The organism is Streptomyces sp. 6N223, assembly GCF_052246635.1.
GTDB lineage: Bacteria > Actinomycetota > Actinomycetes > Streptomycetales > Streptomycetaceae > Streptomyces.
The window spans coordinates 1-25458 of the sequence record NZ_JBQQCA010000025.1 but is presented as its reverse complement, the minus strand read 5'-3'; the positions used below and the strand labels follow the sequence as shown (position 1 = coordinate 25458).

The 25458-nt window shown below is 73.1% G+C and carries 26 protein-coding genes and 1 tRNA gene; 9 read left to right on the top strand and 18 right to left on the bottom strand.

The genetic code is table 11. The annotated features are described in order from the left end of the window. The first annotated feature begins 35 nt into the window (after nucleotides 1–35). Complete coding sequence (locus ACTWQH_RS17180; RefSeq protein WP_443287453.1) at nucleotides 36–611, top strand: TerD family protein; 576 nt, start codon at nucleotides 36–38, stop codon at nucleotides 609–611. A 42-nt stretch (nucleotides 612–653) separates the two neighbouring features. Here the strand turns inward: ACTWQH_RS17180 and ACTWQH_RS17175 are convergent, their stop codons facing one another. Continuing rightward, nucleotides 654–1478, bottom strand: coding sequence for a TrmH family RNA methyltransferase (locus ACTWQH_RS17175; RefSeq protein WP_443287452.1), 825 nt, complete (start codon nucleotides 1476–1478; stop codon nucleotides 654–656). Nucleotides 1479–1511: 33 nt separating this feature from the next. Between ACTWQH_RS17175 and ACTWQH_RS17170 the strand changes: the two genes are divergently transcribed. Continuing rightward, nucleotides 1512–1685, top strand: coding sequence for a hypothetical protein (locus ACTWQH_RS17170; RefSeq protein WP_443287451.1), 174 nt, complete (start codon nucleotides 1512–1514; stop codon nucleotides 1683–1685). 580 nt (nucleotides 1686–2265) lie between these two features. Here ACTWQH_RS17170 and ACTWQH_RS17165 read toward each other — a convergent pair. Beyond that, nucleotides 2266–2940, bottom strand: a complete 675-nt coding sequence (locus ACTWQH_RS17165; protein WP_443287450.1) for a pentapeptide repeat-containing protein — start codon at nucleotides 2938–2940, stop codon at nucleotides 2266–2268. Between the two features lie 101 nt (nucleotides 2941–3041). Here ACTWQH_RS17165 and ACTWQH_RS17160 point away from each other — a divergent pair, with 101 nt between their 5' ends. After that, nucleotides 3042–4049 (top strand): zinc-binding dehydrogenase, encoded by a 1008-nt coding sequence (locus ACTWQH_RS17160; RefSeq protein ID WP_443287449.1) that lies wholly within the window; start codon nucleotides 3042–3044, stop codon nucleotides 4047–4049. Between the two features lie 6 nt (nucleotides 4050–4055). Here the strand turns inward: ACTWQH_RS17160 and ACTWQH_RS17155 are convergent, their stop codons facing one another. Together ACTWQH_RS17155 and ACTWQH_RS17150 are read right to left on the bottom strand one after the other, a co-directional pair. Beyond that, the gene (locus tag ACTWQH_RS17155) at nucleotides 4056–6257 is read right to left on the bottom strand and encodes an alpha-galactosidase (RefSeq protein WP_443287448.1); all 2202 of its coding nucleotides are present in this window, start codon (nucleotides 6255–6257) and stop codon (nucleotides 4056–4058) included. A 71-nt stretch (nucleotides 6258–6328) separates the two neighbouring features. Further along, nucleotides 6329–6402: transfer RNA gene (locus ACTWQH_RS17150), tRNA-Thr, on the bottom strand. A 181-nt stretch (nucleotides 6403–6583) separates the two neighbouring features. Here ACTWQH_RS17150 and ACTWQH_RS17145 point away from each other — a divergent pair. The 3 genes from ACTWQH_RS17145 (at nucleotide 6584) to ACTWQH_RS17135 (ending at nucleotide 9178) form a co-directional block, all read left to right on the top strand. After that, the gene (locus ACTWQH_RS17145; RefSeq protein ID WP_443287447.1) at nucleotides 6584–7720 is read left to right on the top strand and encodes an ABC transporter ATP-binding protein; all 1137 of its coding nucleotides are present in this window, start codon (nucleotides 6584–6586) and stop codon (nucleotides 7718–7720) included. A gap of 191 nt (nucleotides 7721–7911) precedes the next feature. Next, nucleotides 7912–8313: a hypothetical protein gene (locus ACTWQH_RS17140; protein ID WP_443287446.1), complete on the top strand. Its 402-nt coding sequence runs from the start codon at nucleotides 7912–7914 to the stop codon at nucleotides 8311–8313. 121 nt (nucleotides 8314–8434) lie between these two features. Next, the gene (locus ACTWQH_RS17135) at nucleotides 8435–9178 is read left to right on the top strand and encodes a nucleotidyltransferase family protein (protein WP_443287445.1); all 744 of its coding nucleotides are present in this window, start codon (nucleotides 8435–8437) and stop codon (nucleotides 9176–9178) included. Between the two features lie 12 nt (nucleotides 9179–9190). Here ACTWQH_RS17135 and ACTWQH_RS17130 read toward each other — a convergent pair whose 3' ends face one another. The 9 genes from ACTWQH_RS17130 to ACTWQH_RS17090 form a co-directional block, all read right to left on the bottom strand. Next, nucleotides 9191–10321 carry a CU044_5270 family protein gene (locus tag ACTWQH_RS17130; RefSeq protein WP_443287444.1) on the bottom strand — a complete coding sequence of 377 codons (1131 nt, stop codon included), beginning with the start codon at nucleotides 10319–10321 and terminating at the stop codon, nucleotides 9191–9193. Next, complete coding sequence (locus tag ACTWQH_RS17125) at nucleotides 10318–10935, bottom strand: RNA polymerase sigma factor (RefSeq protein ID WP_443287443.1); 618 nt, start codon at nucleotides 10933–10935, stop codon at nucleotides 10318–10320. The genes ACTWQH_RS17130 and ACTWQH_RS17125 overlap by 4 nt, the downstream gene beginning before the upstream one ends. A 95-nt stretch (nucleotides 10936–11030) precedes the next feature. Then, nucleotides 11031–12692 carry a DoxX family membrane protein gene (locus ACTWQH_RS17120; protein ID WP_443287442.1) on the bottom strand — a complete coding sequence of 554 codons (1662 nt, stop codon included), beginning with the start codon at nucleotides 12690–12692 and terminating at the stop codon, nucleotides 11031–11033. Nucleotides 12693–12775: 83 nt separating this feature from the next. Beyond that, the gene (gene rlmB / locus ACTWQH_RS17115) at nucleotides 12776–13741 is read right to left on the bottom strand and encodes a 23S rRNA (guanosine(2251)-2'-O)-methyltransferase RlmB (RefSeq protein ID WP_443287441.1); all 966 of its coding nucleotides are present in this window, start codon (nucleotides 13739–13741) and stop codon (nucleotides 12776–12778) included. A 58-nt stretch (nucleotides 13742–13799) separates the two neighbouring features. Continuing rightward, entirely contained in the window at nucleotides 13800–15200 is a 1401-nt protein-coding gene (gene cysS, locus ACTWQH_RS17110) for a cysteine--tRNA ligase (protein WP_443287440.1), read from the bottom strand. A 66-nt stretch (nucleotides 15201–15266) separates the two neighbouring features. Further along, entirely contained in the window at nucleotides 15267–15677 is a 411-nt protein-coding gene (locus tag ACTWQH_RS17105; RefSeq protein ID WP_443287439.1) for a PPOX class F420-dependent oxidoreductase, read from the bottom strand. A gap of 93 nt (nucleotides 15678–15770) precedes the next feature. After that, complete coding sequence (gene ispF, locus ACTWQH_RS17100) at nucleotides 15771–16286, bottom strand: 2-C-methyl-D-erythritol 2,4-cyclodiphosphate synthase (protein WP_443287438.1); 516 nt, start codon at nucleotides 16284–16286, stop codon at nucleotides 15771–15773. Then, complete coding sequence (ispD, locus tag ACTWQH_RS17095; protein WP_443287437.1) at nucleotides 16276–17121, bottom strand: 2-C-methyl-D-erythritol 4-phosphate cytidylyltransferase; 846 nt, start codon at nucleotides 17119–17121, stop codon at nucleotides 16276–16278. The genes ispF and ispD overlap by 11 nt, the downstream gene beginning before the upstream one ends. A gap of 397 nt (nucleotides 17122–17518) precedes the next feature. Then, nucleotides 17519–18001: a CarD family transcriptional regulator gene (locus ACTWQH_RS17090; RefSeq protein ID WP_443219463.1), complete on the bottom strand. Its 483-nt coding sequence runs from the start codon at nucleotides 17999–18001 to the stop codon at nucleotides 17519–17521. A 353-nt stretch (nucleotides 18002–18354) separates the two neighbouring features. On the opposite strand from ACTWQH_RS17090, the gene ACTWQH_RS17085 reads away from it, so the two are divergent. Continuing rightward, nucleotides 18355–19023, top strand: a complete 669-nt coding sequence (locus ACTWQH_RS17085; RefSeq protein ID WP_443287436.1) for a DUF461 domain-containing protein — start codon at nucleotides 18355–18357, stop codon at nucleotides 19021–19023. Between the two features lie 109 nt (nucleotides 19024–19132). Here the strand turns inward: ACTWQH_RS17085 and ACTWQH_RS17080 are convergent, their stop codons facing one another. Both ACTWQH_RS17080 and ACTWQH_RS17075 read right to left on the bottom strand, forming a co-directional pair. After that, nucleotides 19133–19813: a response regulator gene (locus ACTWQH_RS17080; protein WP_443287435.1), complete on the bottom strand. Its 681-nt coding sequence runs from the start codon at nucleotides 19811–19813 to the stop codon at nucleotides 19133–19135. Continuing rightward, a complete protein-coding gene (locus ACTWQH_RS17075) occupies nucleotides 19810–21144 on the bottom strand; it encodes a sensor histidine kinase (protein ID WP_443287434.1) in 1335 nt (444 codons plus the stop codon). Before ACTWQH_RS17075 ends, ACTWQH_RS17080 begins: the two co-directional genes overlap by 4 nt. 211 nt (nucleotides 21145–21355) lie before the next feature. Between ACTWQH_RS17075 and phoU the strand changes: the two genes are divergently transcribed. After that, complete coding sequence (gene phoU, locus ACTWQH_RS17070; protein WP_443287433.1) at nucleotides 21356–22030, top strand: phosphate signaling complex protein PhoU; 675 nt, start codon at nucleotides 21356–21358, stop codon at nucleotides 22028–22030. A 132-nt stretch (nucleotides 22031–22162) separates the two neighbouring features. Beyond that, nucleotides 22163–22336: a hypothetical protein gene (locus tag ACTWQH_RS17065; protein WP_443287527.1), complete on the top strand. Its 174-nt coding sequence runs from the start codon at nucleotides 22163–22165 to the stop codon at nucleotides 22334–22336. Between the two features lie 172 nt (nucleotides 22337–22508). Here ACTWQH_RS17065 and ACTWQH_RS17060 read toward each other — a convergent pair whose 3' ends face one another. The 3 genes from ACTWQH_RS17060 to ACTWQH_RS17050 all read right to left on the bottom strand — a co-directional run bounded on the left by ACTWQH_RS17060 (nucleotide 22509) and on the right by ACTWQH_RS17050 (nucleotide 25457). Next, nucleotides 22509–23774 carry a sensor histidine kinase gene (locus ACTWQH_RS17060; RefSeq protein ID WP_443287432.1) on the bottom strand — a complete coding sequence of 422 codons (1266 nt, stop codon included), beginning with the start codon at nucleotides 23772–23774 and terminating at the stop codon, nucleotides 22509–22511. Between the two features lie 97 nt (nucleotides 23775–23871). Beyond that, nucleotides 23872–24630, bottom strand: a complete 759-nt coding sequence (locus ACTWQH_RS17055) for a phosphoglyceromutase (protein ID WP_443287431.1) — start codon at nucleotides 24628–24630, stop codon at nucleotides 23872–23874. A 14-nt stretch (nucleotides 24631–24644) separates the two neighbouring features. Then, the gene (locus ACTWQH_RS17050; RefSeq protein ID WP_443287430.1) at nucleotides 24645–25457 is read right to left on the bottom strand and encodes an ABC transporter permease; all 813 of its coding nucleotides are present in this window, start codon (nucleotides 25455–25457) and stop codon (nucleotides 24645–24647) included. Nucleotide 25458 lies beyond the last annotated feature (1 nt).

Sequence of the window (25458 nt, the reverse complement as noted above, 5' to 3'; positions counted from 1 at the left end):
GCGAACCGAGCAAACGAAACAAGGGGACTTATCAAATGGGTGTGAGCCTGAGCAAGGGCGGCAACGTCTCGCTGAGCAAGGAGGCCCCCGGCCTGACCGCCGTCACGGTCGGCCTGGGCTGGGACGTCCGCTCCACGACCGGTGCGGACTTCGACCTGGACGCGAGCGCCCTGGGGCTGAACGCCGCAGGGAAGGTCCTGTCCGACGCGCACTTCGTCTTCTACAACAACCTGACCTCCCCCGACGGCGCCATCCAGCACACGGGTGACAACCTCACGGGCGAGGGCGAGGGCGACGACGAGCAGATCAACATCAACCTCGCGGGCACGCCCGCCGAGATCGACAAGATCGTCTTCCCGGTGTCCATCCACGACGCCGAGGCCCGCGGGCAGAACTTCGGCCAGGTGCGCAACGCCTTCATCCGCGTCGTGAACCAGAACGGCGGCACCGAGATCGCGCGGTACGACCTGACCGAGGACGCCTCCACCGAGACCGCCATGGTCTTCGGCGAGATCTACCGGAACGGCGCGGAGTGGAAGTTCCGCGCGGTCGGCCAGGGCTACGCCTCCGGCCTGGCCGGCATCGCCCAGGACTTCGGCGTCAACGTCTGACCCGGTCTGTGCGGCGGCCTCCGCCGCCTCAGGCGAGCGTCCTCACGCGCGGGGCGCGCCGTCGGCGCGCCCCGCGCGGCGGCGCTGGCGGGCCGCCTCGTAGAGGGCGACCGTGGCGGCGCTGGCGGCGTTGAGGGAGCTCGCCGTGCCGGTCATCGGGATGCGGGCCATGCGGTCGCACAGCTCCCGCCACCCGGCGCTCAGGCCCGTCGTCTCGTTGCCGACGAGCAGCAGCACGGGCCCGGTGAGGTCGAGCTCCTCCAGCTCGGCCTCCCCCTTCTCATCGGTGCCGACGACGGTCACCGGCTGCCCGCAGCGCTCCAGCCAGGCCGCGACCTCGCGCGGGCCGGGGCAGCGCACGGTCGGCAGCGCGAAGAGCGAACCCGTGCTGGCCCGCACGGACTTGGGGTCGTACACGTCGGCGGCGTGACCGGTCACGATCAGGCCGTGGGCGCCGAAGGAGTCGGCCGAGCGGATCAGCGTGCCGATGTTCCCCGGGCTCACCGGCCGGTCGAACGCCACGCCGAGGAAGCCGGGCCCGACCGGCACGCGGCCCAGGTCGTCCGGCGGCATCTCCGCGACGGCCACGACCTCCGCGCCGTCCTCCTTATCGCCCAGCTCGGCCAGCAGCTCGCTCGCGAGTGCGAACGTCTGGGCCCGGCCGGCGCCCAGCAGCTCCTTCGCCCAGCGCGACAGCGTGCGCTCGCCGTCGTAGAGCAGCGCGCGCAGCGGCCAGCCCCGCTCGACGGCCAGGGTGATGGGCCGCACTCCCTGGACCAGGAACTCCCCGAGGCGCTGCCGCTTCGCGCGGTTCTCCAGCAACGCCTGCCACTGCTGGAATCGCGCGTTGCGCGTCGTCACCTTCACGCGGGGGAGGTTAGTTCAGCGAGAATGGCGACCATGCACCAGGCTCGGCACTCCGAGGAACGCGGTTGGTACGTCGTCGACCCGTGGGGCCACATGGTCCACGTCCCCGAGGAGGACGGGGAGCTGCGCGCGGCGTTCTTCGACGACGACCGCGCGGCGGCCGAGGCGCTGGCCGCGCGGCTGAACGAACGGCCCGGCCAGACCTAGCGGACCCGCCAGCGGTGGTCGCAGTCCATGCAGTTCCAGAATCCGTCCAGGGCACCACTCGACGTCACGTTGGTGCTGCCGCAGGAGGGACATTCCATGGGTTTTCTCCTCTCAGAACCCGGCCCGGGTCCCCGGATCGACTGGGACCCTCCCAGAACCGGCCCGCCCCGTGACACCCGATCCGGAACGATCACCCGGATGTGTGACCGGCGGCGCCCCGGGCGCCTCGTGCTGCTGGCCGACCTCGCCGAGCCCAGAGCAAGCTCGCCCAGATCACCTCCACCGTCGCCCTCGCCGCCGAGCTGCGCGAGCGGCACATCACGGTCAACGCCCTCCACCCCGCCACCTGCATGGACACCACCATGGTCCGTGAGGGCGGCATCAACCCGGTCAACAGCGTCGCGGCGGGCGGCGCGGCCGTGCTGCGCCTGGTCGACGGCGACCCCGAGGAGCTCGGCACCGGCCGCTACTTCGACGGTCGGCGGCCGCTCGCGCCGACGCCCAGGCGTACGACCCACGGCCCAGCGGCGGCTGCACGAGCTGTCGGACGCCCTGATCGCCAGGGCGCTGAGCTTCTGAGCTACGGCTCCACCACCTTCAGGCCCATCTCCGCCGCGAGCCGCGGCGCCAGGTCCAGCAGCTGCGTCGGCGTGATGACCGCGCCCGCCAGCCGGTCCACGCCGCGGGCGACCTCCAGCAGCGCCACGCCGCGCAGGTCCACGTCCCGCAGCGTGGCCTGGGTGAGATCCACGCCGCGCAGCTCGCAGTCGTCGAACGACACCCGCTCCAGGTGGGCACCGGCGAAGTCCGGCTCGACCAGCACGCAGCCCTCGAAGGTGACGTCGATCAGCCGCGACTGCCGCAGGTTCAGGTAGTCGAGCTTGCCGCCGCGCACCAGCACCCGCGTCAGGGTGGCGCCGCTGAGCTGCGTGCCGCCCAGCCTGGCCTCGCGTATCTCCACGTCCCGCAGCTGCGCCTCGCTCAACGCCGTGCCCACTCCGCGCGGGTGCTCCAGCAGGCTGTCCAGGATCCTCGCCCGCTTCAGCGCCGCCTCGTCCAGCACGCAACGCCGCAGCGCGCACTCCAGGAAGGTCGCCCCGCGCCCGTCCGCGCCCGTCAGGTCGAGGTCGGCGAACTCCATCCCGTCGCAGTCCCCCTCGACCTCGATGTCGCCCACCAGACCCGCCGCCAGCGCCGGCAGCGAGATCTCGGGCCTCCGGGGCCGCTTCACCGCTTCGTCCCGCTTCTTCGCCATGCGGACCATCCTGCCTCGCGCCACTGACAACGACCGGCACGGGAGGTTGACCTCAACAGCCCTTGAAGTTGCAGGTTGGAGGCGTTGAAGGGAGACCACCCATGCACGCCATCCGTCTGCACGCCTTCGGCCCGGCCGAGAACCTCGTCTACGAGGCGGCGCCCGACCCCGCGCCGGGCCCCGGCCAGGTGCGCATCGCCGTCGCCGCCGCCGGGGTCCACCTGGTCGACACCGCGCTGCGCGAGGGCCTGACGGGCGGCCCCTGGCCCACGCCCGAGCTGCCCACCATCCCCGGCCGCGAGGTCGCCGGCACCGTCGACGCGCTCGGCGAGGGCGTCGAGGAGTCCTGGCTGGGCCGCCGCGTCGTCGCCCACCTCGGCCGGGTCCCCGGCGGCTACGCCGAGCTCGCCGTGACCGGCACCGGCAACCTCCACCCCCTCCCCGACGGCCTCGCCGAGGACCACGCCATCGCCATGGTCGGCACCGGCCGCATGACCATGGGCATCCTCCGCTTCGCCGACCTCACCGCCGCCGACACCGTCCTCGTCCTCGCCGCCGCCGGCGGCATCGGCGCGCTGCTCGTGCAGTACGCCGACCACGTCGGCGCGACCGTGATCGGGGCGGCCGGTGGCCCGGCCAAGAGCGCCACCGTCCGCGACCTCGGCGCCGACCTCGCCGTGGACTACGCCCGCCCGGACTGGCCCGAGACCGTCCGCGCCGAGTTCGGCGACCGCCCCGCCACCCACCTCTTCGAGGGCGTCGGCGGCGAGGCGGCCCTCGCCGGCCTGCGGCTGCTCGCCCCCGGCGGCACGCACCTCGCCTACGGCTGGGCCTCCCACGGCCTGCGCTCCGACGACGGCGACTTCGCCCGCCTCCCGGAGGCCGAGGCGGCCGAGCGCGGCATCACCTCGCGGCCCGTCCTCGGCCCGGCCCTGTTCGAGAAGATCGGCGGCATCGAGAACCTCCGCGTCCTGGAGGAGGAGGCGCTGGCCCACGCCGCCGGCACCCTCACCCCGCTCGTCCAGCGCTTCCCCCTCGCCGAGGCCGCCAAGGCCCACCACGCCCTGGAGACCCGGGCGACCATCGGCAAGGTGGTGCTCATCCCGTAACGCGCCTCAGCGGGCCTCGACGCGCCGCGCCTCGACCAGCACCAGCCGCTCCGGGTGCTGGATCGGGGCGCGCAACCCCACCGCCCCCAGCACCCGCCCCGGCAGCGTCACGCCGCCGTCCGTCCACCACCCCAGCGGGCTGTACGCGGGCCGCAGCCGGTCGCCGGGCGCCAGCGGCGTGACGCGGTACTCCGCCACCGGGTCGAGACCCGGCAGCGCCACCCGCCCGGGCGGCGCCTGCACGCTGGTCGCCATCTGCACCAGGGCGTACACCGCGCGCGAGCCGTCCTCCGCCACCACCCCGTGCACCCACAGCGCCGGATCCGGGTGGTCGCCGCGCACCACGCGCCCGCCGTGCAGCAGCGGCCGCAGCGCCTTGTAGAGCGCGATCCACTCCGCCAGCTCCGCCCGGTCCTTCTCGCGCGCCCTCGTCAGGTCCCACTCGATGCCGAAGTGGCCGAAAAGGGCCGTCCCGGCCCGGAACGCCAGCCCGTGCGCGCGCCCCGTGGTGTGGGACCGGGGGGCGCCCACGTGCGAGCCGAGGAGCTCCGGCGGCAGCAGCAGCCCGGTGTAGCGCTGGATCTGCTGCCGCTCCAGCGCGTCGATGCAGTCGGAGGTCCACACGCGGTCCGTGCGCTCCAGGATCCCGAGGTCCACCCGGCCGCCGCCCGAGGAGCACGACTCGATCTCCAGGCCGGGGTGCCGGGCGCGCAGCTCGTCCAGCAGCCGGTAGACGGCCGCCGTCTGGGCGTGGACGCCGGCCCGCCCGGTGGGGCTGTGCCCGGCCTCCACCAGGTCGCGGTTGTGGTCCCACTTCAGGTACGTCAGGGCGTACTCGGAGACGATCGCGTCGAGCCGCCCCAGGATGTAGGCGTACGCCTCCGGGTGGCCGAGGTCGAGGACCTGCTGGTGGCGCGACTCCGGCGGCAGCCGGTCGCCGGTCGCCATGATCCACTCGGGGTGGTCGCGCGCCAGGTCGGAGTTGGGGTTGATCATCTCCGGCTCGACCCACAGGCCGAACTCCAGGCCGAGCCCGCGCACGTGCTCCGCCAGCGGGTGCAGCCCTTCGGGCCACACGCCCTCGTCCACGTACCAGTCGCCGAGCCCCGCGTGGTCGTCGCGGCGGCCCCGGAACCAGCCGTCGTCCAGCACGAAGCGCTCGGCCCCCACCTCGGCGGCGGCGTCGGCCAGCTCCTTCAGCCGCCCCAGGTCGTGGTCGAAGTAGACGGCCTCCCAGACGTTCAGCGTGACCGGGCGCGGCGAGCGAGGGTGGCGTTCCCGCCCCCGCAGGTGGTCGTGGAAGCGCCCGGCCAGCTCGTCCAGGCCGGCCCGCCCGTAGCTGCCGTAGACCCAGGGCGTGGTGTACGACTCGTCGGGCCCGAGCGCAACCTCCCCGGCCAGCAGCAGCTCGCCGCCGCCCAGCAGCGAGACGCCGCCCACGGTGCGCTCGGCGAGCGAGCGCTGGTTGCCGCTCCAGGCCACGTGAACGCCCCACACCTCGCCGGAGCGGAAGCCGAAGCCCGCCTCGCCCGCGATGTGCACGGTCGCCGCGTCGGTGCCGGTGCGGCCCCGGCGGTTCTCCCGCAGGTGGGTGCCGATGGTGAACGCATGCCGCTGCGGGCTGCGCTCGCGCAGGTGGCGGCCGGTCATCTCCATCAGCTCGGTGGCGCGCTCGGGCACCGGCAGCGTCAGCAGCACGCCGGAGAGCGAGAACGGCGGCGCCTGTGCTTCGGCGAGGCTGGTGAGGGTGGCGCGCTGCCGCACCAGGCCCGAGGCGGTGAGCTCGATCTCCAGCCGCAGCTCCAGTCCCGCCTGGACGTCCTCGGCGGAGACCTCCAGGGCGTTGCCGCCGACCGCCTCGCCGACCGCCTCGCCGACCGCCTCGCCGGCTGCCTCGCCGGGTTCGATCGCCGTGACGGCGAACGCCGTGGAGAAGTCGGCACCGGCCCGGTGCCCGGTGAGCCCCGGCGTGCCGAGCCAGCCCGCGGAGTGCTCGGGCAGCACGCCGACCGGCACCACGACGTCGATGTTGTTGGAGGCGATCTGTGGCTCCTGCGCGCGGGCGAGGGCGGCGAGGGCGGCGTTCGGCAGCTCGCCCAGGTCCTCCCCCCAGTGCACCACCCGGGGCAGCCCCGGTCCGGTGCAGTCCAGCACCAGGCTGGTGCCCGCGGAACGGAGGTGGTGGAAGGTCCCGTCGCGCATCTGCATCCCCTGCGTCCCTGATCGATCCTGTTCGGACATGCGCGGTATTTCTACCAGGGCGCGGCGGGCAAGCGAAGAGCCGCCTGTCGGACTCGAACCGACGACCTGCTGTTTACAAGACAGCTGCTCTGACCAACTGAGCTAAGGCGGCGAAGCGGGCCGGGCGGCCCCGCACCAGCCTACCGAGCACGCATGTTCTCGCGCACAGGCCCGTGACAAACGTTATCCCCACGAGTTAGGTTCACCCTCAGCCCTCACAGTGTGTGGGCCATGCAACCTTCCTACTCGGATCGTCCGGCACGTTCCTGCCGGTAGAAGGAGACGACGAAGTCATGGCAACGGTCACCTACGACAAGGCGACCCGGATCTACCCGGGCTCAGAGGTACCAGCCGTCGATCAGCTCGACATCCAGATCGAGGACGGCGAGTTCCTCGTCCTGGTCGGCCCCTCCGGTTGTGGAAAGTCCACCTCCCTGCGCATGCTCGCGGGCCTGGAGGACGTCAACGGAGGCTCCATCCACATCGGTGACCGTGACGTCACCCACCTGCCGCCGAAGGACCGGGACATCGCGATGGTGTTCCAGAACTACGCGCTGTACCCGCACATGACCGTCGCCCAGAACATGGGCTTCGCGCTCAAGATCGCCGGCGTCAACAAGGCGGACATCCGCAAGAAGGTCGAGGAGGCCGCCAAGATCCTCGACCTCACCGAGTACCTGGACCGCAAGCCGAAGGCGCTCTCCGGTGGTCAGCGGCAGCGCGTCGCCATGGGCCGCGCCATCGTCCGCGAGCCCCAGGTGTTCCTCATGGACGAGCCGCTGTCGAACCTCGACGCCAAGCTCCGCGTCCAGACCCGCACCCAGATCGCCGGGCTCCAGCGCCGCCTGGGCGTCACCACCGTCTACGTCACCCACGACCAGGTCGAGGCCATGACCATGGGCGACCGGGTCGCGGTGCTCAAGGACGGCCTGCTGCAGCAGGTGGACACCCCGCGCGCCATGTACGACAAGCCGTCCAACCTCTTCGTCGCGGGCTTCATCGGCTCCCCGGCCATGAACCTGATCGAGGTGCCGATCACCGACGGCGGCGTGAAGTTCGGCAACAGCGTGGTCGCGGTGGAGCGCGCCGCGCTCAGCGAGGCCCAGGGCAAGGGCGACACGGCCGTGGTCGTCGGCTGCCGCCCCGAGCACTTCGACGTGGTGAACGGGGACGACGGCGCGGCCGCCGGCCTCACCAAGGCCGACGCCGACCAGGCGGCCGGCCTCGCGGTCACCGTCAACGTGGTCGAGGAGCTGGGCGCCGACGCCTACGTCTACGGCACGGCCGAGGTCGGCGGCGACGTGAAGGACCTCGTGATCCGCGTCGGCGGCCGCGACATCCCGGAGAAGGGCTCCACCCTCCACGTGGTGCCGCGCGCGGGCGAGACCCACGTCTTCTCCACCAGCACGGGCGAGCGGCTCAGCGACTAACGCTCACAGAGCCAGACAAAAGGGCCGGTCTTCCGCACACGTGGCGGAAGACCGGCCCCTTGCTCGTCAAGGGCGGATTCGAAAACCACGAGCATCGTTCACTCGTGAGAGTGACCAAATGTCACCAAATCACTACCTCTCGCTACGATCGTCTGGCCCGTCACCTCACCATCACGCGAGGAAGACCTTCAGTGATCAAGGCAATCCGCCGCATCGGCAGAAGTCTCGCCGTCATCCTTCCGGTAGTGCTGGTGCTCTCCGGCACCCTGGCCGTCGCCCGCGTGCCGTGGGCCGGAACGCCGCCCGAGGCGCAGATGCTCACGGCATCCACCGCGAAGAAGTCCCTCACGCCCCAGGAGGCGCTGACCCAACGCCTCCTGACCGTGCTTCAGCGCCAGGACCCCAGCGCCGCCCTCACCGGCCTCCAGCAGGCCGTCAACGACGACCCGTCGCTGTCCCCGCACTGCACGCACATCGCGCGCACGCTGGGCGAGGCTGCGGTGGCGAAGTACGGCAGCGCGGAGCGGGCGCAGCAGCACGCGCGTCCCGTCTGCGACACGGCGTTCGCCTCGGGCGTGGCGGCCGCGCGCTGACGCGCCCATCCCCCGGCCGCCCACGCCCCGGCCCCCGCTGGACGACGGCGCCCAACGCCGGGTGGGGTGCCGGGGCGTGGGCCCCCGGTTCGCCCGGCCGGCGGAGCCGTAAGCTGCGGGTATGAGCGCCAGCGACATCTCGCACGCGGGTCCGCAGCCCACGCAGGCCGTGGTCCTGGCCGGAGGCCAGGGCTCCCGGCTGCGGCCCTACACCGACGACCGGCCCAAGACGATGGTCGAGATCCCGGGCACCGGCACCCCGATCATCGGCCACCAGCTCGACTGGCTCGCCGAAGAGGGCGTCACCGACGTCGTGATCTCCTGTGGACACCTCGCCGAGGTCCTCCAGGACTGGCTGGCAGCCACCGAGCTGCCGCTGAACGTCACCACCGTCGTGGAGAGCGAGCCGCTGGGCCGGGGTGGCGGCCTGAAGTACGCCGCCACCGCACTGCCGCAGCCCGACGAGCCGTGGTTCGCCACCAACAGCGACATCTGGACCCGCTTCTCGCTGCGTGAGATGGCCGCCTTCCACGCCGAGCGTGAGGCCACCGCCACCCTCGCGCTGGCCCGCCCCCGCATCCCCTGGGGAGCTGTGGAAACCGACCGCTTCGGCCACGTCCTCGACTTCATCGAGGCGCCCCCGTCGCCGTACCTGACCAACGCCGGTATCTACGTCTTCGCGCCGGAGTTCGCCAAGCTCCTCCCCGAGCGCGGCGACCACGAGCGCACCACCTTCCCCCGCCTGGCCCGCGAACGCCGCCTGGCGGGCTTCCAGATCCCGCAGGGGGCGTACTGGCGGGCCATCGACACGGCCAAGGACCTCATGGAGGCCGCCCGCGAGCTCAAGCCCGCGGACGGCCGGTGAGCGGCGCCCGGCTCACTCCCCCGGGCGTTCGCCCAGTTCCTCGACGACGGCCCGCTGGAGGACGGCCGAGCTCCCCATGACGGTGCCCTCCTCAAGGCCGCTCTGGTCCCTGACCAGCACGGAGCGGTGGCCGAGGTACTCGTAGGTCTCGGCGTCGAAGATCAGCTCGGTGCGCTGGCCCCGCTCGGTGCGGGCGATGGCGATGCCCTCCCGGCCCGCGGCGTCGACCGCCTCGTCCACCAGCTCCACGTCGGGAATGCCCGCGGCCGCCTCGTAGATGGCCGCGGCCAGGTCCGGCGGCATCACCGACTCCGTGATCATCTCGGTGACCGCCTGGAACACCCCGTCCTCGGGATTGTTGCCCTGGCCCTCGGTCTCCTCGTACAGCCAGTCCAGCAGCGCGCCGGGCTCCGTGGGGAGTTGCGCGAGCCAGTCGTAGGAACCGTGCCCCGGCTCCTCGGGGTTGGGGTTGCCCTCGCCGGGATCCACGGCCCCGTGGCAGTCCGGCACCTCGCCGGGAACCGTCAGTGTCACGTCGCCGCCCGACATCTCCGCAACCCCGCCCCACCGGTCTCCGAGGCGCACGCACTCCGGGTCCTCGCCGTGCCCGATGAACATGCCGTCCCAGCCGTCGGGCGACATCCAGAACTCGCGCCGGAGGGACTCCCCCTCACTGGGGGAGAGCTCGCCCATCGAGGTGTACTCGTGATGAACGCTGAACCACTCGGACTCGACGTAGATGAACTGGCCGGGGCCGGGCTCTACAGCCCCGTCATCGGCCGCCGCGTGGGCGATGCGCTCGGCGGCCAGCGCCAGCGTCAGCGGCCGGCTCGCCGGGGGGTCGTCCTGCCGGGCCCGGCCGTCGTCCGGCGACGCGGACTCGCCGACGAGGGCGAAGCCGCCCGCCACGACCGCCGCGACCGCCACCGGCGCGGCCAGCAGGGCCAGGCGCCGGCGGGGTCGGCGTTGGGGCGCCGGGGAGGACTGGGTCGCGTTCTCGCGGTCGATCTCGCTCATGAGGTGCTCCTCAAGCAGGGTGCGACGGCCGGGCGCAAGCACCGGATCGCCCGGGGCGGGCAGCAGCCCCGCCAGTTCCCCGCGGCTGGCCGGCTCGCGCCGTCGCCACCAGAGGTCGCGGATCATCGGTGTCTCTCCTCGCTCAGCCGGACCGCCAACAGCCGGCGGTCACCCCCTGCTTGTCCGCCCGCCCTGACCGGTTCCCTGCGCGCCAGCTCCTCTTCCGTCAGCCGCCGCAGCCTGTCCCGGGCCCGGGAGAGGCGGGAGCGGACCGTGCCGACGCGCACGCCCAGGGCCTTCGCGGTCTCGGCGTAGCTCAGGCCGGACCACACGCAGAGCATGAACACCTCGCGCTCGGCCGGGCGCAGCCGCTCCAGCGCGGCGCGGGCGGCGGCGAGGCGTTCGGCGTCCGCCATGCGGCTGACGACCTCGTCGGCGAAGTCGGGCAGCGCCTCCCTCGGCGGCAGCCGGGCCATCGCCCGCTCGTGGCGGCGTTTGGCGCGCGCGGTGTTGCGCAGGACGTTGACGGCGATCCCCATCAGCCACGGCCGGGGTGTCTCGCCCTCGTCGCGCAGCCTGCCGCGCAGCCGCCAGGCCTCCAGGAAGGCGAGGGAGACGACCTCCTCGGCCAGGCCGCGATCCCCGGTGGCCCGCGCCGCGTATCCGTACACGAGCGGGGCGTACGCCTGGAAGAGCTCCCTGAACGCCTCCGGGTCGCCGGCCCGCACGCGCGCGTGCATCACATACTCCACGGCCTCACTTGTCCGGCCACGGAAGAGAGTTCCCGTGACGCCGGTCACAAGCTACGCGATGAGGAGCTACTCGATGAGGCCACCTAACCGAGCAGCCCGCCTAGAGGGCCGGGGCTGCTCTGCTCACCCCCCTCGTCCGACGGGACGCTTTCCTCGGGCGGCTCCTCGCCCGTCCCGGTGCCGGGGTCCACCGGATCGGTGGGGCTCTCCTCGCCCGGGGTCTGCGACGCCGGCGCCGACTGCTTGGGCGCCGGCACGGTCTGCTCGGTGGTGGGCGTCTGCTCGACGGCGCTGCCGCCGCCCTCGGCCCCGCCAAGGCCGCCACCCGGCGCCCGCCCGGCCTCCTGCGGCCCCCGCTCCGCCACGGACGCGCCCGCCTCCGGCTCGGCCGTGCTCTCCTCGGCGCCGGGGCCCGCCTGCTGGGAGCCGCTCCCGGCGGACGGGTCGGCCGCGTCGTCCCGCCCGCCCGCGGAGCGCTCGGGCAGCGGCTCGCCGGGCAGGTGGTTCACGGGCGGCTCGCCGGGCTCCGACACGCGCGGCAGCTGCGAGGACCGCACGGCGCTGCCCAGCATCGACCCGATCAGCAGCGCCAGCCCCAGCAGCAGCGTGGCCATGGCGCTGCCCCGGCGCAGCACGCGGCGGCGCAGCTCGCCCAGCGGCGCGCGCGGACCGAGCTTGCGCCACGCCTCGCCGGCCAGCCGGGCGTCGAGGGAGTACACGGGGGCGCCCGCGATGATCAGCGGGCTCCAGGCCGCGAGCATGATCACGTCGGGCGTCTCGTACGCCGGGACCTGCCGCCAGCTCACCGTCACCAGCAGCGCGAGCGAGAGCGCCGCCCCGAGGACGGCGGCCAGCCGCTGCCAGAGGCCGAAGATGGTCAGGACGCCGACGATGATCTGGGTGAAGGCGACCGCCAGGCCCGCGCCGACGGGGTGGGCCAGGGCCCAGTCGTGCAGCGGGGCCGCCACGCTCCAGGGCTTGAGCGAGTCGAGCCACGCGAAGAGGGAGCCGCGCTCGCCGCCGTCGAAGTAGACCGGGTCGGTGAGCTTGCCCATTCCGGCGTAGAGGGCGATGAAGCCGAGCAGGACGCGCAGCGGGAGCAGCACCCCGCCCAGGCTCATCCGGCGGCCGGGGTAGAACGCCTGGCGGGCGCGGTGGGACCGGCCGGGGCGCGCGGCCCGCCCGGAGCGCCCTTCCTCCGAGCCGTCCACGCCGGGCACACCGGCCACGCCGTCGAGACCGCCCAGGCCGTCCGCCGCGTCCTCGTGGGCCCGGACGGCGGGCAGCGGCTGCGTGTGCTCCACGGCCTGCGGCGGGCGGGGCCCGATCACCGCGGAGCCCAGGTCACCCACCCCGTCGGGCGCCTCGCCGGGGTGTACGCCGGGGTGCACCCGCGGCAGCACCTGCGTGGTGACCGCGTCGGGCCCCGCGTGCACGCCACCGCCGTGCACGCCACCGTGTACGCCCGCCGCGCGCACCGCCTGGAGCAGCGTGCTGGCCCCGGGGTTACCCGGCGTGCTGCGGCCGGTCCACACCAGCGGGCGGCGGTGCCCGGTCCCGGCGTCGCGGACCGGGACGGGAACCGAGGGCAGCGGTGCGGTGTCGTCCGTGGGCGCGGAGGGGAGCAGCACCCGGAAACTGGCGTGGTTCACGATGACCTGGGCGGGGTCGCACGGCACCTTGACCGTGTTCAGCACCGGCTCGTCCATCGGGTAGCCGCGGGGTGTTCTGGTGTCCACACTCATCTAACCGAGTGACAGAGGTTTAAGACACTGCCTTGACCCCACAAACTCTGTCCGCGACCCGTCAAGCGGGCATGGACGCGCTCTCAGGCCCGGCGCCGCGCCGCCTCGTAGAGCACGATCCCGGCGGCCACACCGGCGTTGAGCGACTCGGCGCCGCCGGGCATCGGGATGCGCACCCGCAGGTCGCATGCCTCGGCGACGAGCCGGGACAGGCCCCTGCCCTCGCTGCCCACGACGATCACGACCGGGTCGGCCAGCACGTCGAGGTCGGCGAGGTCGGTGTCGCCGTCGGCCGCCAGGCCCACGACCATCAACCCGGCCTTCTGGTACGCCTGGAGCGCGCGGGTGAGGTTGGTGGCGCGCGCGACCGGGGTGCGCGCCGCCGTGCCCGCCGACGCCTTCCACGCGCCGGCGGTCATGCCGGCCGCCCGCCGCTCGGGCACGACGACGCCGTGCCCGCCGAAGGCCGCGGCCGAGCGGACCACGGCGCCGAGGTTGCGCGGGTCGGTGACGCCGTCGAGGGCGACGATCAGCGGCTGCCGGCCCGCGTCGTGGGCGTCGGCGACCAGGTCGTCGGGGTGGGCGTACTCGTACGGTGGCACCTGGAGCGCCAGGCCCTGGTGGTTCAGGTACCCGGTGATGCGGTCCAGCTCGGGCTTGGGGGCCTCCAGCAGGTTGACGCCGCCGCGCTCCATGGCGAGCTTGACGGCCTCGGTGACGCGGTCGTCGGCGTCGGCGAACTGCTGGACGTACAGCGTGGTGGCGGGCACGCCGGCGCGCAGCGCCTCGACGACCGGGTTGCGGCCGACGACGATCTCGGTGCTGGCCCCTCCCGGCCTGCCCTGCCGCCCGCGCTGCTGCGCCTGCCGGCCGCTCTGCCTGCGGGCCCGGGCCTGCGCGGCGCGCTGCTTGGGGTGGCCGAAGCGCTGCTCGGCCGGCGGCGTGGGGCCCTTGCCCTCCAGGCCCTTGCGGCGCTGGCCGCCGCTGCCCTTGGTGGCGCCCTTCTTGTTGGACGTGCGCCGTCCGGGGCGCGGACTGTTGCCTGGCATGACTGTGCTGGTCCTTAGTTTCGGTATCGCGTCGCGTCTCCGCCGGGGTACGGCCGGTTCAGCCGAGTTCCCAGCGGGGACCGTTGGGGGTGTCCTCGATCACCAGGCCGGCCGCGTTGAGCTCGTCGCGGATGGCGTCGGCCGTGGCGTAGTCCTTGCGCGCCCGCGCGGCCTCGCGCTGCACCAGCACCAGGCGTACCAAGGTGTCCACGGCGTCGGTCAGCGCCGGGGTGCGGCCCTCGCCGCCGGGCGCCTCGGTCCACTCCGGGGCGAGCGGGTCCATGCCGAGCACGCCGAGCATGGCGCGGACCTGCGCGGTGAGGGCGGCGGCGGACTCCTTGTCGCCCTCGGCGAGGGCGGCGTTGCCCTGCCGGACGGTGGTGTGGACGGCGGCCATGGCCTGCGGCACGCCGAGGTCCTCGTCCATGGCGGTGGCGAAGTCCTCGGGCACGGCGGGCGCGGGGTCGACGGGGCCGGTGCGCTCCACGGCGCGGTGCAGGAAGCCCTCGATGCGGGAGAACGCCGCCTCCGCCTCGGCCACCGCGTCCTCGCTGTACTCGATGGTGGAGCGGTAGTGCGGGGTGCCCAGGTAGTAGCGCAGCACCAGCGGGCGCCAGCGCTTGACCATCTCGGAGACGAGCACCGAGTTGCCCAGCGACTTGCTCATCTTCTCGCCGGCCATGGTGACCCAGGCGTTGTGCACCCAGAAGGAGGCGAAGTCGTCCCCGTAGGCGCGGGACTGGGCGATCTCGTTCTCGTGGTGGGGGAAGACGAGGTCGATGCCGCCGCCGTGGATGTCGAACGCCGGGCCGAGGTACTTGTGGGCCATGGCCGAGCACTCCAGGTGCCAGCCGGGGCGGCCGCGGCCCCAGGGCGTGTCCCAGCTCGGCTCGGCGGGCCGGGCGGCCTTCCACAGCGCGAAGTCGCGCGGGTCGCGCTTGCCGGTCTCGCCCTCGCCGGACGGCTGGAGGAGGTGGTCCAGGTCCTGGTTGGAGAGCTTGAGGTAGTCGGGGTAGCTGCGCACGTCGAAGTAGACGTTGCCCTCGGCCGGATAGGCGTGGCCGCGGGCGATGAGGGTGCGCATCATCTCGACCATCTCGGGGATGTGACCGGTGGCGCGCGGCTCGTAGGTGGGCGGCAGGCAGCCGAGGGCGGCGTACGCCTCGCCGAAGGCCCGCTCGTTGACGTACCCGATGGACCACCACGGTCTGCGCTGCTCGGCGGCCTTGGCGATGATCTTGTCGTCGATGTCGGTGACGTTCCGCACCAGGGTGACGTCGAGGCCGCGGTAGGTCAGCCAGCGGCGCAGGATGTCGAAGTTCAGCCCGGAGCGGATGTGCCCGATGTGGGGTGCGGCCTGCACGGTCGCGCCGCAGAGGTAGATCGAGACGTGGCCCGGGGTCAGCGGGACGAAGTCACGGATCTGCCGGGCGCTCGTGTCGTACAGCCGTAGGTTCACGCCATAAGGGTAGTGGGCGCGCGGGGTGCCCCGCGCCCCCGCGGACGCGGGGCTGGGGCGGGCGGCTCAGGTCAGGCGGCCGACGACCTTGCGGGGGACGACGCGGACGACGACGCGGGGCGCGTCCTGGCCGGCGCCGGGGTTCCAGTCGGCGTAGCTGGAGGCGCCGACGTACTTCCGCGCCAGCTCGTCGATCAGCTCCCGGCCGCCCTCGGTGGTCATCTCGACGGTGCCGCGGATCTCGGCGTAGCTGTACGGCTCGTCCGGGTCGAGGACGACGACGGTGGCGCGCGGGTCGCGCCTGAGGTTGAGATATTTGCGGCGGTCGGTGGTGGTGGAGATCAGCAGTTCGTCGCCATCCCGCGTCACCCACACCGGAGAGGACTGCGGGCTGCCGTCGGGCTGGATCGTGGAGAGGGTGACGAACACCTTGCCGTCCAGGATCTGCTTCAGCTTGTCGTTCAGTGCCGCTGCCACGGGTGCACCTTTCGATTTCCGATGTCGATCAGGGCCGAGATGGAACGGGAATTCGACTTGTTGACGGCTACACAAACCCGCTGTCGGCACAGGCTATTCCACGTGCGGGCCGTGGTGCGGCACCACCAGGGCCGTGGCGACGGCGGCCAGCCCCTCGCCGCGGCCGGTGAGCCCGAGGCCGTCGGTGGTGGTGCCGGAGACGGCGACCGGCGCGCCGACGGCGGCGGACAGGGCGCGCTGGGCCTCGGCGCGGCGCGGGCCGATCTTGGGGCGTACGCCGATGACCTGGATGGAGACGTTGCCGATCTCGAAGCCCTCGGCCCGGACGATGCGGGCGGCCTCCGCCAGCAGCGCCGCGCCGGAGGCGCCGGCCCACTCGGGCCGGCCGGTGCCGAAGTGGGCGCCCAGGTCCCCGGCGCCCGCCGCGGAGAACAGGGCGTCGCAGGCGGCGTGGGCCGCGACGTCGCCGTCGGAGTGGCCGGCCAGGCCGTACTCGGCGCCGGGCCAGTGCAGGCCCGCGCACCACAGCGCGCGCCCGCGCTCGAAGGCGTGCACGTCGGTGCCGACCCCGACCCTGGGGAGGGGCGCCTGGGGTGTCTCAGAAGCCATCGGTCTGCCTCCGGCGGGCCAGCACGGCCTCGGCGAGCACCAGGTCGAGCGGCCGTGTGACCTTGAACGCCTCCTCGTGGCCGGGCACCAGCACCACCGGCACGCCCATCCGCTCCACCATTCCGGCGTCGTCGGTCGCGCCCTCCCCGCCACCGATCCCGGGCCCGGCCCCGGCCTCCGCGTCGGCGGCGAGCTTGCGGTGGGCGGCGACGAGGGTGGCCCGGTCGAAGCCCTGCGGGGTCTGCACGGCGCGCAGCATCGAGCGGTCGGGGGTGGAGACGACCTCCTCGGGCCCGCCGTCGCGGGCGGGCGCGGCGATCCGCTTCACGGTGTCGGCCAGCGGCAGCGCCGGGACCACGGCGGGGGCGCCGGCCAGCACGGCGGCGGCCACGGCGTCCACCGTCTCGACCGGCACGAGCGGCCGGGCGGCGTCGTGCACCAGGACGACCTCGACGTCGTCGGGCAACGCCGCGAGCCCCAGGCCGACCGACTCCTGGCGGGTACGGCCGCCCGGCACCACCATCAGGTCGACCGGCCCCGCGGTGGTCGGCGGCGGGTACTCGTCGAGCAGCATCACCCGCACGCCCTGCACCTCCTCGGGCGGGGCGACGACGACCACCACGGAGACCTCGCGGGCCTGGGCCATGGCGCGGACCGCGTGGACGAGGATGGGGGTGCCGTTCAGCTGGCGCAGCGCCTTGGGGGCGCCGGGCCCGAGGCGTACGCCGCGGCCGGCAGCGGGGATGACGGCGGCGGTACGTGCTCGTCCCGCCGGTCCCGCCGGGGTGCCGGGGCCGTCGCCTGGGAGGGGGCGTGAGTGTGGGGTGTCTGACATCGATGAGGAGTACAGGTTTGTTTCCTGGGCGGTATTGGGTATGGCCACAGCGTGCCGGGCACCACACCGATCGGCCCCTTCCGTGACAAGCCGGTCGAAGCTCCACAAACGGGCGGCAAGGTCCCGGCACGCCTCTGAAGAGAACGATCCGTACATGCCGCAGCGCCCAAACGGCACGGGGGAATGCCTTCGGGCGCTGCGGCACGTTGTCGCACGTCGTCGTGTGAGGCGGTGTGGGTCAGGTGGTGCGTTTGGTGTTGGTGGTGGCCGATGTGGCCGTGCTTCGTCGTGGTGACCCGGGCGTCGTGGCCGCGATTCGCTGACGGCAGCGGACTGCGAGCGGCGTGCGAGCGAGCAATGAAGCCCGGCGCACGGGCCCAGCGCTGGGAGGGCGCGGCTAGGAGGCGAGCACCTCGTCGAGAAGGGACTCGGCCTTGTCCTCGTTGGTGCTCTCCGCGAGGGCCAGCTCGCTCACGAGGATCTGCCGGGCCTTGGCGAGCATGCGCTTCTCGCCGGCGGACAGCCCTCGCTCACGCTCCCGGCGCCACAGGTCGCGCACGACCTCGGCGACCTTGATGACGTCGCCGGATGCGAGCTTCTCCAGATTCGCCTTGTAACGGCGGGACCAGTTGGTGGGCTCCTCGGCGTACGGCGCGCGCAGCACCTCGAAGACCCGGTCCAGACCGTCCTGCCCGACTACATCGCGCACGCCGACGAGTTCGGCATTCTCCGCAGGCACGCGCACTTCCAAGTCGCCCTGAGCGACCTTCAGTACCAAGTAGGTCTTGTCCACGCCCTTAATGCATCGAGTTTCGATCGCCTCGATCAGCGCGGCCCCATGATGGGGATAGACCACGGTGTCGCCAACCTTGAACGTCATGTGACAGGTACCCCTTCCGTGGCTTTCCAGGGTAACACGGGACACCGTCCCTTTGAATGGCGTTTCCGCAGGTCAGACCATATCTTGGGGGTTGACAAGCGCGCCCTTTCCGTGCTTCGCGAACGGCATGGCCCCGGGTATCCGCAGGTGAGAGCGGGGATTGGGCGACTCGCGATCAGCCCGAAAAGTCCGTGGATCTTCTCCCTGGAGATCACCGCGATGTTCCCCACGAAGGCCAAAGCTGTCCGATTTGTCGCAGTTGACGCGATCCGGGCGCTCCCGGCGAGCCCTCCCACGCATTGGGCCGGGGGTGTGCGCGGCGCCCGCAGGGGCGCTGGGTAGGGTAGGGCGCCGTGAGCAGCAGCCTGAGCAGCAGCCTTCGACGCGGCGTCACCGCCGCCGCCGTCATCACCCTCCCACTCGCCGCGCTGGCGGCCTGCGGCACGGGGAACGACGCCGAGACCAACGAAGTCAGGCCGGACAACGCCTCGACCCAGGTCGAGGACATCAAGGTCCAGAACGTCAACGTCATCCTGCCCGCCGAGGGCGAGCGCCCGGCCGGGATCACCGCGCGGCTGTTCAACAACGGTTCCGCGGACCAGACGCTGCAGGCGATCAGGCTGCCCGGCACGGGCGACACGGTCGAACTGGCCCCCGCGGGGGGCGAGGCGGGCGGCGGCGGGATCGTGATCCCCGCGGGTGGGGACGTGGCGCTCGGCGGCGAGGGCAACCCGTCGGCGGTCATCGCCTCGCCGGCGGGCATCCGGTTGGGTGACGCGCAGCGCGTGGTCTTCGACATGAGCGAGACGGGCGGGATCTCGCTGGATGCCCGAGTCGTGAACGACTCGGGCCAGTTCGACCACTACGCGGAGTGGGGGCCGACGCCGGAGCCGACGAGCCCGACCGCCACGCCTGACGAGACGGCGGGTACGGAGGAGACCGGCGCGGAGGAGACGGCGCCGGAAGAGACGGCGGAGGAAGAGACGGCGGAGGAGTCGCCCGCCGTCGAGGACGAGGGCTGAGCTTCTCCCCCACCCCGCCCCTTCCCGAAGCCCGGGGCTCCGCCCCGGGACCCCGGCACCCCGCCCGAGGGTGAGGTGGGGTCGGGGCGGGCGGGAGAAGCCCCCCGCCCTACGGCTCGAACTTGTAGCCCAGCCCGCGGACCGTCACCAGGTAGCGCGGCGCGCCCGGGTCGGGTTCGATCTTCGCGCGCAGGCGCTTCACGTGGACATCCAGCGTCTTCGTGTCGCCGACGTAGTCCGCGCCCCAGACCCGGTCGATCAGCTGCATCCGGGTCAGCACCCGCCCGGCGTTGCGCAGCAGCATCGCCAGCAGGTCGAACTCCTTCAGCGGCAGGTCCACCTTGCGCCCGGAGACGGTGACCACGTGGCGGTCGACGTCCATGCGCACCGGGCCCGCCTCCAGGGCGGCCGGGGCCTCCTCCTCCGACTCCCCCCTGCGGCGCAGCACCGCGCGGATGCGCGCCACCAGCTCGCGGGAGGAGAACGGCTTGGTCACGTAGTCGTCGGCGCCTATCTCCAGGCCGACGACCTTGTCGATTTCGCTGTCCTTGGCGGTCACCATGATGACCGGGACGTTTGAACGGCTGCGGAGCTGGCGGCAGACCTCGGTGCCGGGCAGTCCTGGCAGCATGAGGTCGAGCAGCACCATGTCGGCGCCGTTGCGCTCGAACTCGTCCAGCCCCTCGGGCCCCGTGGCCGCGATGGCGACCTCGAAGCCTTCCTTGCGGAGCATGTACGAGAGGGCGTCGCTGAACGACTCCTCGTCCTCGACGACGAGCACTCGGGTCACGGGAGGACCTCCCGGGCAGGATTGTTGGTGCGGGTGGAGTTGGGGACAGTGGTAGCAGGTTCCTCGTCATCGGGGAACTCGGCCGGTTCGTGGAGCCTGCCGCCGAGCCCGTCGCGCTTGCGCTGGGCCGCGAGCTGGCGTTCCTGGGCGCTGCCGGGTTCCGGCAGGCGCAGCGTGAAGGTGGAGCCCTGGCCCTCGGCGCTCCACACCTGGACCTCCCCACCGTGCGAGGCGGCCACGTGCTTGACGATAGCCAAGCCCAGGCCCGTGCCGCCGGTCGCGCGGGAGCGGGCGGGGTCGACGCGGTAGAAGCGCTCGAAGATGCGTTCCCGGTCGGTCTCGGGGATGCCCACGCCCTGGTCGGTGACGGAGATCTCGATCAGCTCGCCGCCCGGGGACTGCACCCGGGCCGCGGCGATCGCGACGCGGGTGTGGGGCGGGCTGTAGGTGACGGCGTTCTCCACGAGGTTGCCCAGGGCCGCGGCGAGCTGGCTGCGGTTGCCCCACACCGCCAGGCCGCCGGTGCCGCCGGAGGCCATGGAGATCTGCTTGCTGCCCGCCTGCTGGCGGCAGCGGTCGATGGCCTCGCTGACCAGCTCGTCGACCGGGACCAGCTCCGCGTGGGTGAGCATGTCGTCGTTGTCCTGCACCCGGGAGAGGTCGATCAGCTCCTGTATGAGGTTGGTGAGCCGCGTCGCCTCGTTCTGCATGCGGCCGGCGAAGCGGGTGACGGCCTCCGGGTCGTCGGCAGCGTCCAGCACGGCCTCCGACAGGAGGGAGAGGGCGCCGGCGGGGGTCTTCAGCTCGTGGCTGACGTTGGCGACGAAGTCGCGGCGGATGGCCTCGATGCGGCGGGACTCGGTCAGGTCCTCCACCAGCAGCAGCACCAGCCGCGAGCCGAGCGGCGCGGAGCGGGCCGAGACGGCCAGCACGTCGCCGCCGCGGCTGGAGGTGCCGTAGATGCTGCTCCGGCCGCGCCGCGGGAGGTCCAGCTCGACCTGGCGTATCTCGCCGTCGCGGCGGGTCTCGCGGGCCATGGTCAGCATCTGCTCGACCGCGAGCCGGCCACCGCGCACCAGCCCGAGGGCGTACGCCGCCGAGCTGGCCTTGACGACCGCGTCGGACTCGTCGAGGACGACGGCGGATGAGCGCAGCACCGACAGCACGGTGTCGACGCCCGGGGGAAGGGGGGCGTCGGAGTCCATGGTGAGCGGGGTGCGGAGCGGACGCGTTCGCTCGCGCTCGCTGACGCGGAACGCCAGCATGGCGATGACGCCGGTGCACACCCCGGCTATCGCCGCTACGGCGGCGACCGCCGCGTTCACGTCCATATCCTCAGGTTATGCGGGGCTTGCCCACTGGCCACAGATGTTGCCGAAGATGCTCGTCCGGCCGCCCGCGAGTGTTCACCTTGGCGACAGTATTGATTCACTTGGCTGGGCGGAAACGGCCGCTTTGCGGTCGGACCTTGATAAAGCTGATAGACAGGGGAATCTGCACACCCCGCAGCCAGGCCGGGATCCGGAAGAAGGACGTACTGCCATGCGTGACGCGTATCACGAGGAGCTCGATGCGATCAGCGACAGCCTGGTCGAAATGGCGAGATTCGTCGGCTCCGGGATAGGCCGGGCCACGACCGCCATGCTGGACGCCGACCTGAAGCTCGCCGAGAGCGTGATCGAGACGGGCGGCAAGGTCGACGACATGCAGCGTGACCTGGAGAACAGCGCGATCGCGCTGCTGGCGCGGCAGCAGCCGGTCGCCACCGATCTGCGGATCGTCGTCACCTCCCTGCGGATGAGCGCCGACCTGGAGCGGTGCGGGGCGCTGGCGCAGCACGTGGCGAAGGTGGCCCGGCGGCGCTTCCCGGACTCGGCGGTGCCGCGCGACCTCCAGGCGACCATCCTGGAGATGGGCCAGCTCGCGCAGCGGCTCATGGCCAAGGCCACGGAGGTGCTGATCACCAAGGACGTCCAGCTGGCGATGCAGCTGGAGGAGGACGACGACGCGATGGACGCCCTCCACCGCACGCTCTTCCAGCACCTGATGGACGAGCGGTGGAACCACGGGGTGGAGACCGCGGTGGACGTGACCCTCCTCGGCCGCTACTACGAGCGCTTCGCCGACCACGCCGTGTCGATCGCCCAGCGCGTGGTCTTCCTCGTCACGGGGGAGCGCGCGGACGAGTTCGAGCCGGAGCCCGAGGCCACGGCGTAAAACGGCGCGAAGGGCGGAAACCCGGGGCGGGCGTGCTTCCGCGCGCCGGGCGAGCGCCGGACGCACTCCGTTGACACGCGGCGATGGGCGCGGCATCGATGGGGAGAGCGATCCCAGCGACGAGGAGGATGCGTGGCTGCCTCACCCAACTCACCCGACTCCCCGACCCCGATACCCGCGACCGCCCCGCTGCCCCCCGGCGAACGCCGCCCACTGCCGCTGCTGGGGAGCTGCGGCTGCGGCTCGGGGTGCGGGTGCGGCTGCCAGTCCGGCGGCGCCTGCCAGTGCGGGGGCAACTGCGGCTGAGCCGGTGTCCGGGGCTGAGCCGAGCTGAGCTGGGCTGAGCCGGAGTCCGGGACTGAGCGAGAGACTGAGACCGAGACGACCTCCGACCGCCTGATCCGCGCCGCGGATCCGTGACCGTGACCGCCCCCGGGCACCCCGCCCGGGGGCGTTCGCGTGCCCGGCGTGACGCCCGTTACGCCTGCCAGGGGAGGCGGGCCAGCAGCTCGAAGGTGCCGTCGTGGGCGTTGGCGCCGTGGCGCAGGCTGCCGCCGTCGAGGACGGTGCGCTCCTCCAGGCCCGCCAGCCCCGCGCCCGCGCCCGGGATCGCGGCCGGCGAGGCCCCGGCGGGCAGCTCGTTGCGCACCAGCACGGTCAGCTCGTCCCCCGGCTTGCCGCCGACCGCGACGACGACCGGCGCGCCCGGGGCGTGCTTGCGGGCGTTGGTCAGGCCCTCCTGCACCACCCGGTACGCAGTGCGCTGCACCGGGCCGCGCAGCGTGCGGGCGGCTCCCGCGTCGTACTCCTCGGTGAGGACGACCCGCTGCCCGGCCTCCTCGGCCTCGGCGACCAGCGCCCTGATGTCCGCGATGCGCGGCAGCGCGGCCCCGTCGGAGCCGTCGGCACCGCGCAGCACGGTCAGGACCTGCCGCAGCTCCTGCAGCGCCTGGTGCGCGGTGTCGCGGATGAGCTGGGCGCTCTCGCTGATCTCGCCGTTCGACAGCGGCGTCGCCGCCTCGCCCGCCGCCGGTCCGGTGCGGTAGGCGAGGGCGCCGGCGTGGACCGACAGCAGCGAGATGCGGTGGGCGAGCACGTCGTGCATCTCGCGGGCGATGGCCTCCCGCTCGGCCCGGCGGGCGTCGGCCAGCCGCCGGGCGTGGTCGGCCCGCTCGCGCTCGGCGTCCTCGCGCAGCCGCGCCACGAGCTGGCGCCGCACCCGCATCCCGGCGCCCCAGGCGAAGAGGAAGAGGTAGTAGGCGAAGACGAAGAGGCCGGCGGGCCAGCCGCCCTCGTTCGGGACGGTGTACGCCAGCAGGTACGGCAGGGCGGCGGCGAGGTTGAGGGCGAGCGCCAGCAGCGCCGGGCGCAGGCGTACGCGCAGGCCGAGGGTGAGGAGGATGACGGTGAGCGCGCCGAAGCAGGTGTAGGAGAAGGCCCCGACCGGGACGATGGCCAGGGCCAGCAGCAGCGGGAAGCGGCGGCGCCACCACAGCGCCAGGCAGGCCAGCGCCCCCAGCGGCGGGTCGAGCACCGTCAGCCAGTCCGGGACGTAACCGCGCTCACCCGCCGTGGCGAGCATCAGCGCCCACATGCCGGCGGCGAGGGTGAAGAGCAGGATGTCGACGACCCAGTCGCGGCCGGTGCGGCGGACGGGCTGCGTGGCCCCGGCCAGCAGCTCGCCGGGCAGCAGCCAGCGCTGTTCCCACCCTCCGAGGCCGCCCGGGCCCGCCGTCTCGGTCATGCTGTCGAGCCTACGGGCAGCCGGGCGGCGTCACACGCGGTTACGCCGAGGGCTGCACTGCCTGCCGTCGGCGTTGCTTCCTGTGCTGCTTCCCGTCCTACTTCTTGCCCTGGTTCTTCACGGCCTCGATGGCGGCCCGGGCGGCCTCCGGGTCGAGGTACCGGCCGCCGCGGGTCAGCGGACGGTAGTCGGCGTCCAGCTCGTAGAGGAGCGGGATGCCGGTGGGGATGTTCAGGCCCACGATGTCGGCGTCCGAGACGCCGTCGAGGTGCTTGACCACGGCGCGCAGGCTGTTGCCATGGGCGGCGACCAGCACGGTGCGGCCGGCGGCCAGGTCCGGGACCACCGCGTCGTACCAGTAGGGCAACGCCCGCTCCAGCACGTCCTTCAGGCACTCGGTGCGCGGGCGCAGCTCGCTGGGGATGGCGGCGTAGCGCGGGTCGTCGCTCTGCGACCACTCGGCGCCGTCGGCCAGTTCGGGCGGCGGGGTGTCGTAGGAGCGGCGCCACTTCATGAACTGCTCCTCGCCGAACTCGGCGAGCGTGGCCGCCTTGTCCTTGCCCTGGAGCGCGCCGTAGTGCCGCTCGTTGAGCCGCCAGGCCCGCCGGACCGGGATCCAGGCGCGGTCGGCGGCGTCCAGGGCGAGGTTGGCGGTGCGGATGGCGCGCTTGAGCACGGAGGTGTGCAGCACGTCCGGAAGCAGGCCGGCGTCCCTGAGCAGCTCGCCGCCGCGGACCGCCTCCTTCTCGCCCTTCTCGGTGAGGTTGACGTCCACCCAGCCGGTGAACAGGTTCTTCGCGTTCCACTCGCTCTCGCCGTGGCGGAGGAGGATCAGCTTGTACGGTGCGTCGGCCATGGCATCGAGCCTACTCACCTCCCCAGAGCGGCGTAGCGGCGGAGTGCGAGTGGGACGAAGAGCGCGAGCAACGCCAGGGGCCAGGCCACCGCGAGGGCCACGGCGTTGTCGGTGGGCCAGGAGCCGCCGCCCCAGTCGGGGTTGCCGAACAGCTCACGAACGGCCGCTGCCGTGGCCGACATCGGGTTCCACTCGGCGATCGGGCCCATCCAGTCCGGCATGGTGCCGGGGGAGGTGAAGGCGTTGGAGAGGAAGGCGAAGGGCCACACGAGGATCTGCACGGCCTGCACCATCTCCGGGCGCCCGGCGACCAGGCCGAGCCACACGCCCGCCCACAGCACGGCCAGGCGCAGCCACAGCAGCAGGCCGAGGGCGGCCAGGGCCTCGGCGAGGGTGCCGTGCCAGCGCCAGCCGATGGCCCAGCCCGCGCCGACCATGACGAGCACGGAGACCGCGGACTCCAGCAGGTCCAGCAGGGTGCGGCCGACGAGGAAGGCGGAGGGCGCGATGGGCATGGTGCGGAAGCGGTCGAGAACGCCCTTGTTGATGTCCTCGGTGAGCGCGACCATCGTGGCCTCGAGTCCGAAGGCCATGGTGAGGGCGAGCAGGCCGGGGACGAGGTAGTCCTCGTAGTCGCCGCCGCCCTCGACGGCCATGCCGCCGCCGAGGAAGTAGGCGAACATCACCAGCATCATGACGGGGAAGGCGAGGGCGACGGCGGCCTGACCGGGCTGGCGGCGCCAGTGGGCCAGGCCGCGGCGGGTCATGGTGAGCGCGTCGGTCACGGCGCGGCGCGGGACGGAGAGGGCGGGCGCGGGGGCGGGCAGG

Coding starts and splice junctions, on each gene's coding strand:
- ACTWQH_RS17170 (WP_443287451.1), top strand. CDS start 1,512: ATGCACCAGGCTCGGCACTCCGAGGAACGCGGTTGGTACGTCGTCGAC.
- ACTWQH_RS17075 (WP_443287434.1), bottom strand. CDS start 21,144: ATGGACGTGAACGCGGCGGTCGCCGCCGTAGCGGCGATAGCCGGGGTG.
- phoU (WP_443287433.1), top strand. CDS start 21,356: ATGCGTGACGCGTATCACGAGGAGCTCGATGCGATCAGCGACAGCCTG.
- ACTWQH_RS17130 (WP_443287444.1), bottom strand. CDS start 10,321: ATGATCCGCGACCTCTGGTGGCGACGGCGCGAGCCGGCCAGCCGCGGG.
- rlmB (WP_443287441.1), bottom strand. CDS start 13,741: ATGCCAGGCAACAGTCCGCGCCCCGGACGGCGCACGTCCAACAAGAAG.
- ACTWQH_RS17055 (WP_443287431.1), bottom strand. CDS start 24,630: ATGGCCGACGCACCGTACAAGCTGATCCTCCTCCGCCACGGCGAGAGC.
- ACTWQH_RS17125 (WP_443287443.1), bottom strand. CDS start 10,935: ATGCACGCGCGCGTGCGGGCCGGCGACCCGGAGGCGTTCAGGGAGCTC.
- ispD (WP_443287437.1), bottom strand. CDS start 17,121: ATGTCAGACACCCCACACTCACGCCCCCTCCCAGGCGACGGCCCCGGC.
- ACTWQH_RS17160 (WP_443287449.1), top strand. CDS start 3,042: ATGCACGCCATCCGTCTGCACGCCTTCGGCCCGGCCGAGAACCTCGTC.
- ACTWQH_RS17060 (WP_443287432.1), bottom strand. CDS start 23,774: ATGACCGAGACGGCGGGCCCGGGCGGCCTCGGAGGGTGGGAACAGCGC.
- ACTWQH_RS17120 (WP_443287442.1), bottom strand. CDS start 12,692: ATGAGTGTGGACACCAGAACACCCCGCGGCTACCCGATGGACGAGCCG.
- ACTWQH_RS17155 (WP_443287448.1), bottom strand. CDS start 6,257: ATGCAGATGCGCGACGGGACCTTCCACCACCTCCGTTCCGCGGGCACC.
- ACTWQH_RS17135 (WP_443287445.1), top strand. CDS start 8,435: ATGAGCGCCAGCGACATCTCGCACGCGGGTCCGCAGCCCACGCAGGCC.
- ACTWQH_RS17180 (WP_443287453.1), top strand. CDS start 36: ATGGGTGTGAGCCTGAGCAAGGGCGGCAACGTCTCGCTGAGCAAGGAG.
- ispF (WP_443287438.1), bottom strand. CDS start 16,286: ATGGCTTCTGAGACACCCCAGGCGCCCCTCCCCAGGGTCGGGGTCGGC.
- ACTWQH_RS17165 (WP_443287450.1), bottom strand. CDS start 2,940: ATGGCGAAGAAGCGGGACGAAGCGGTGAAGCGGCCCCGGAGGCCCGAG.
- ACTWQH_RS17145 (WP_443287447.1), top strand. CDS start 6,584: ATGGCAACGGTCACCTACGACAAGGCGACCCGGATCTACCCGGGCTCA.
- ACTWQH_RS17090 (WP_443219463.1), bottom strand. CDS start 18,001: ATGACGTTCAAGGTTGGCGACACCGTGGTCTATCCCCATCATGGGGCC.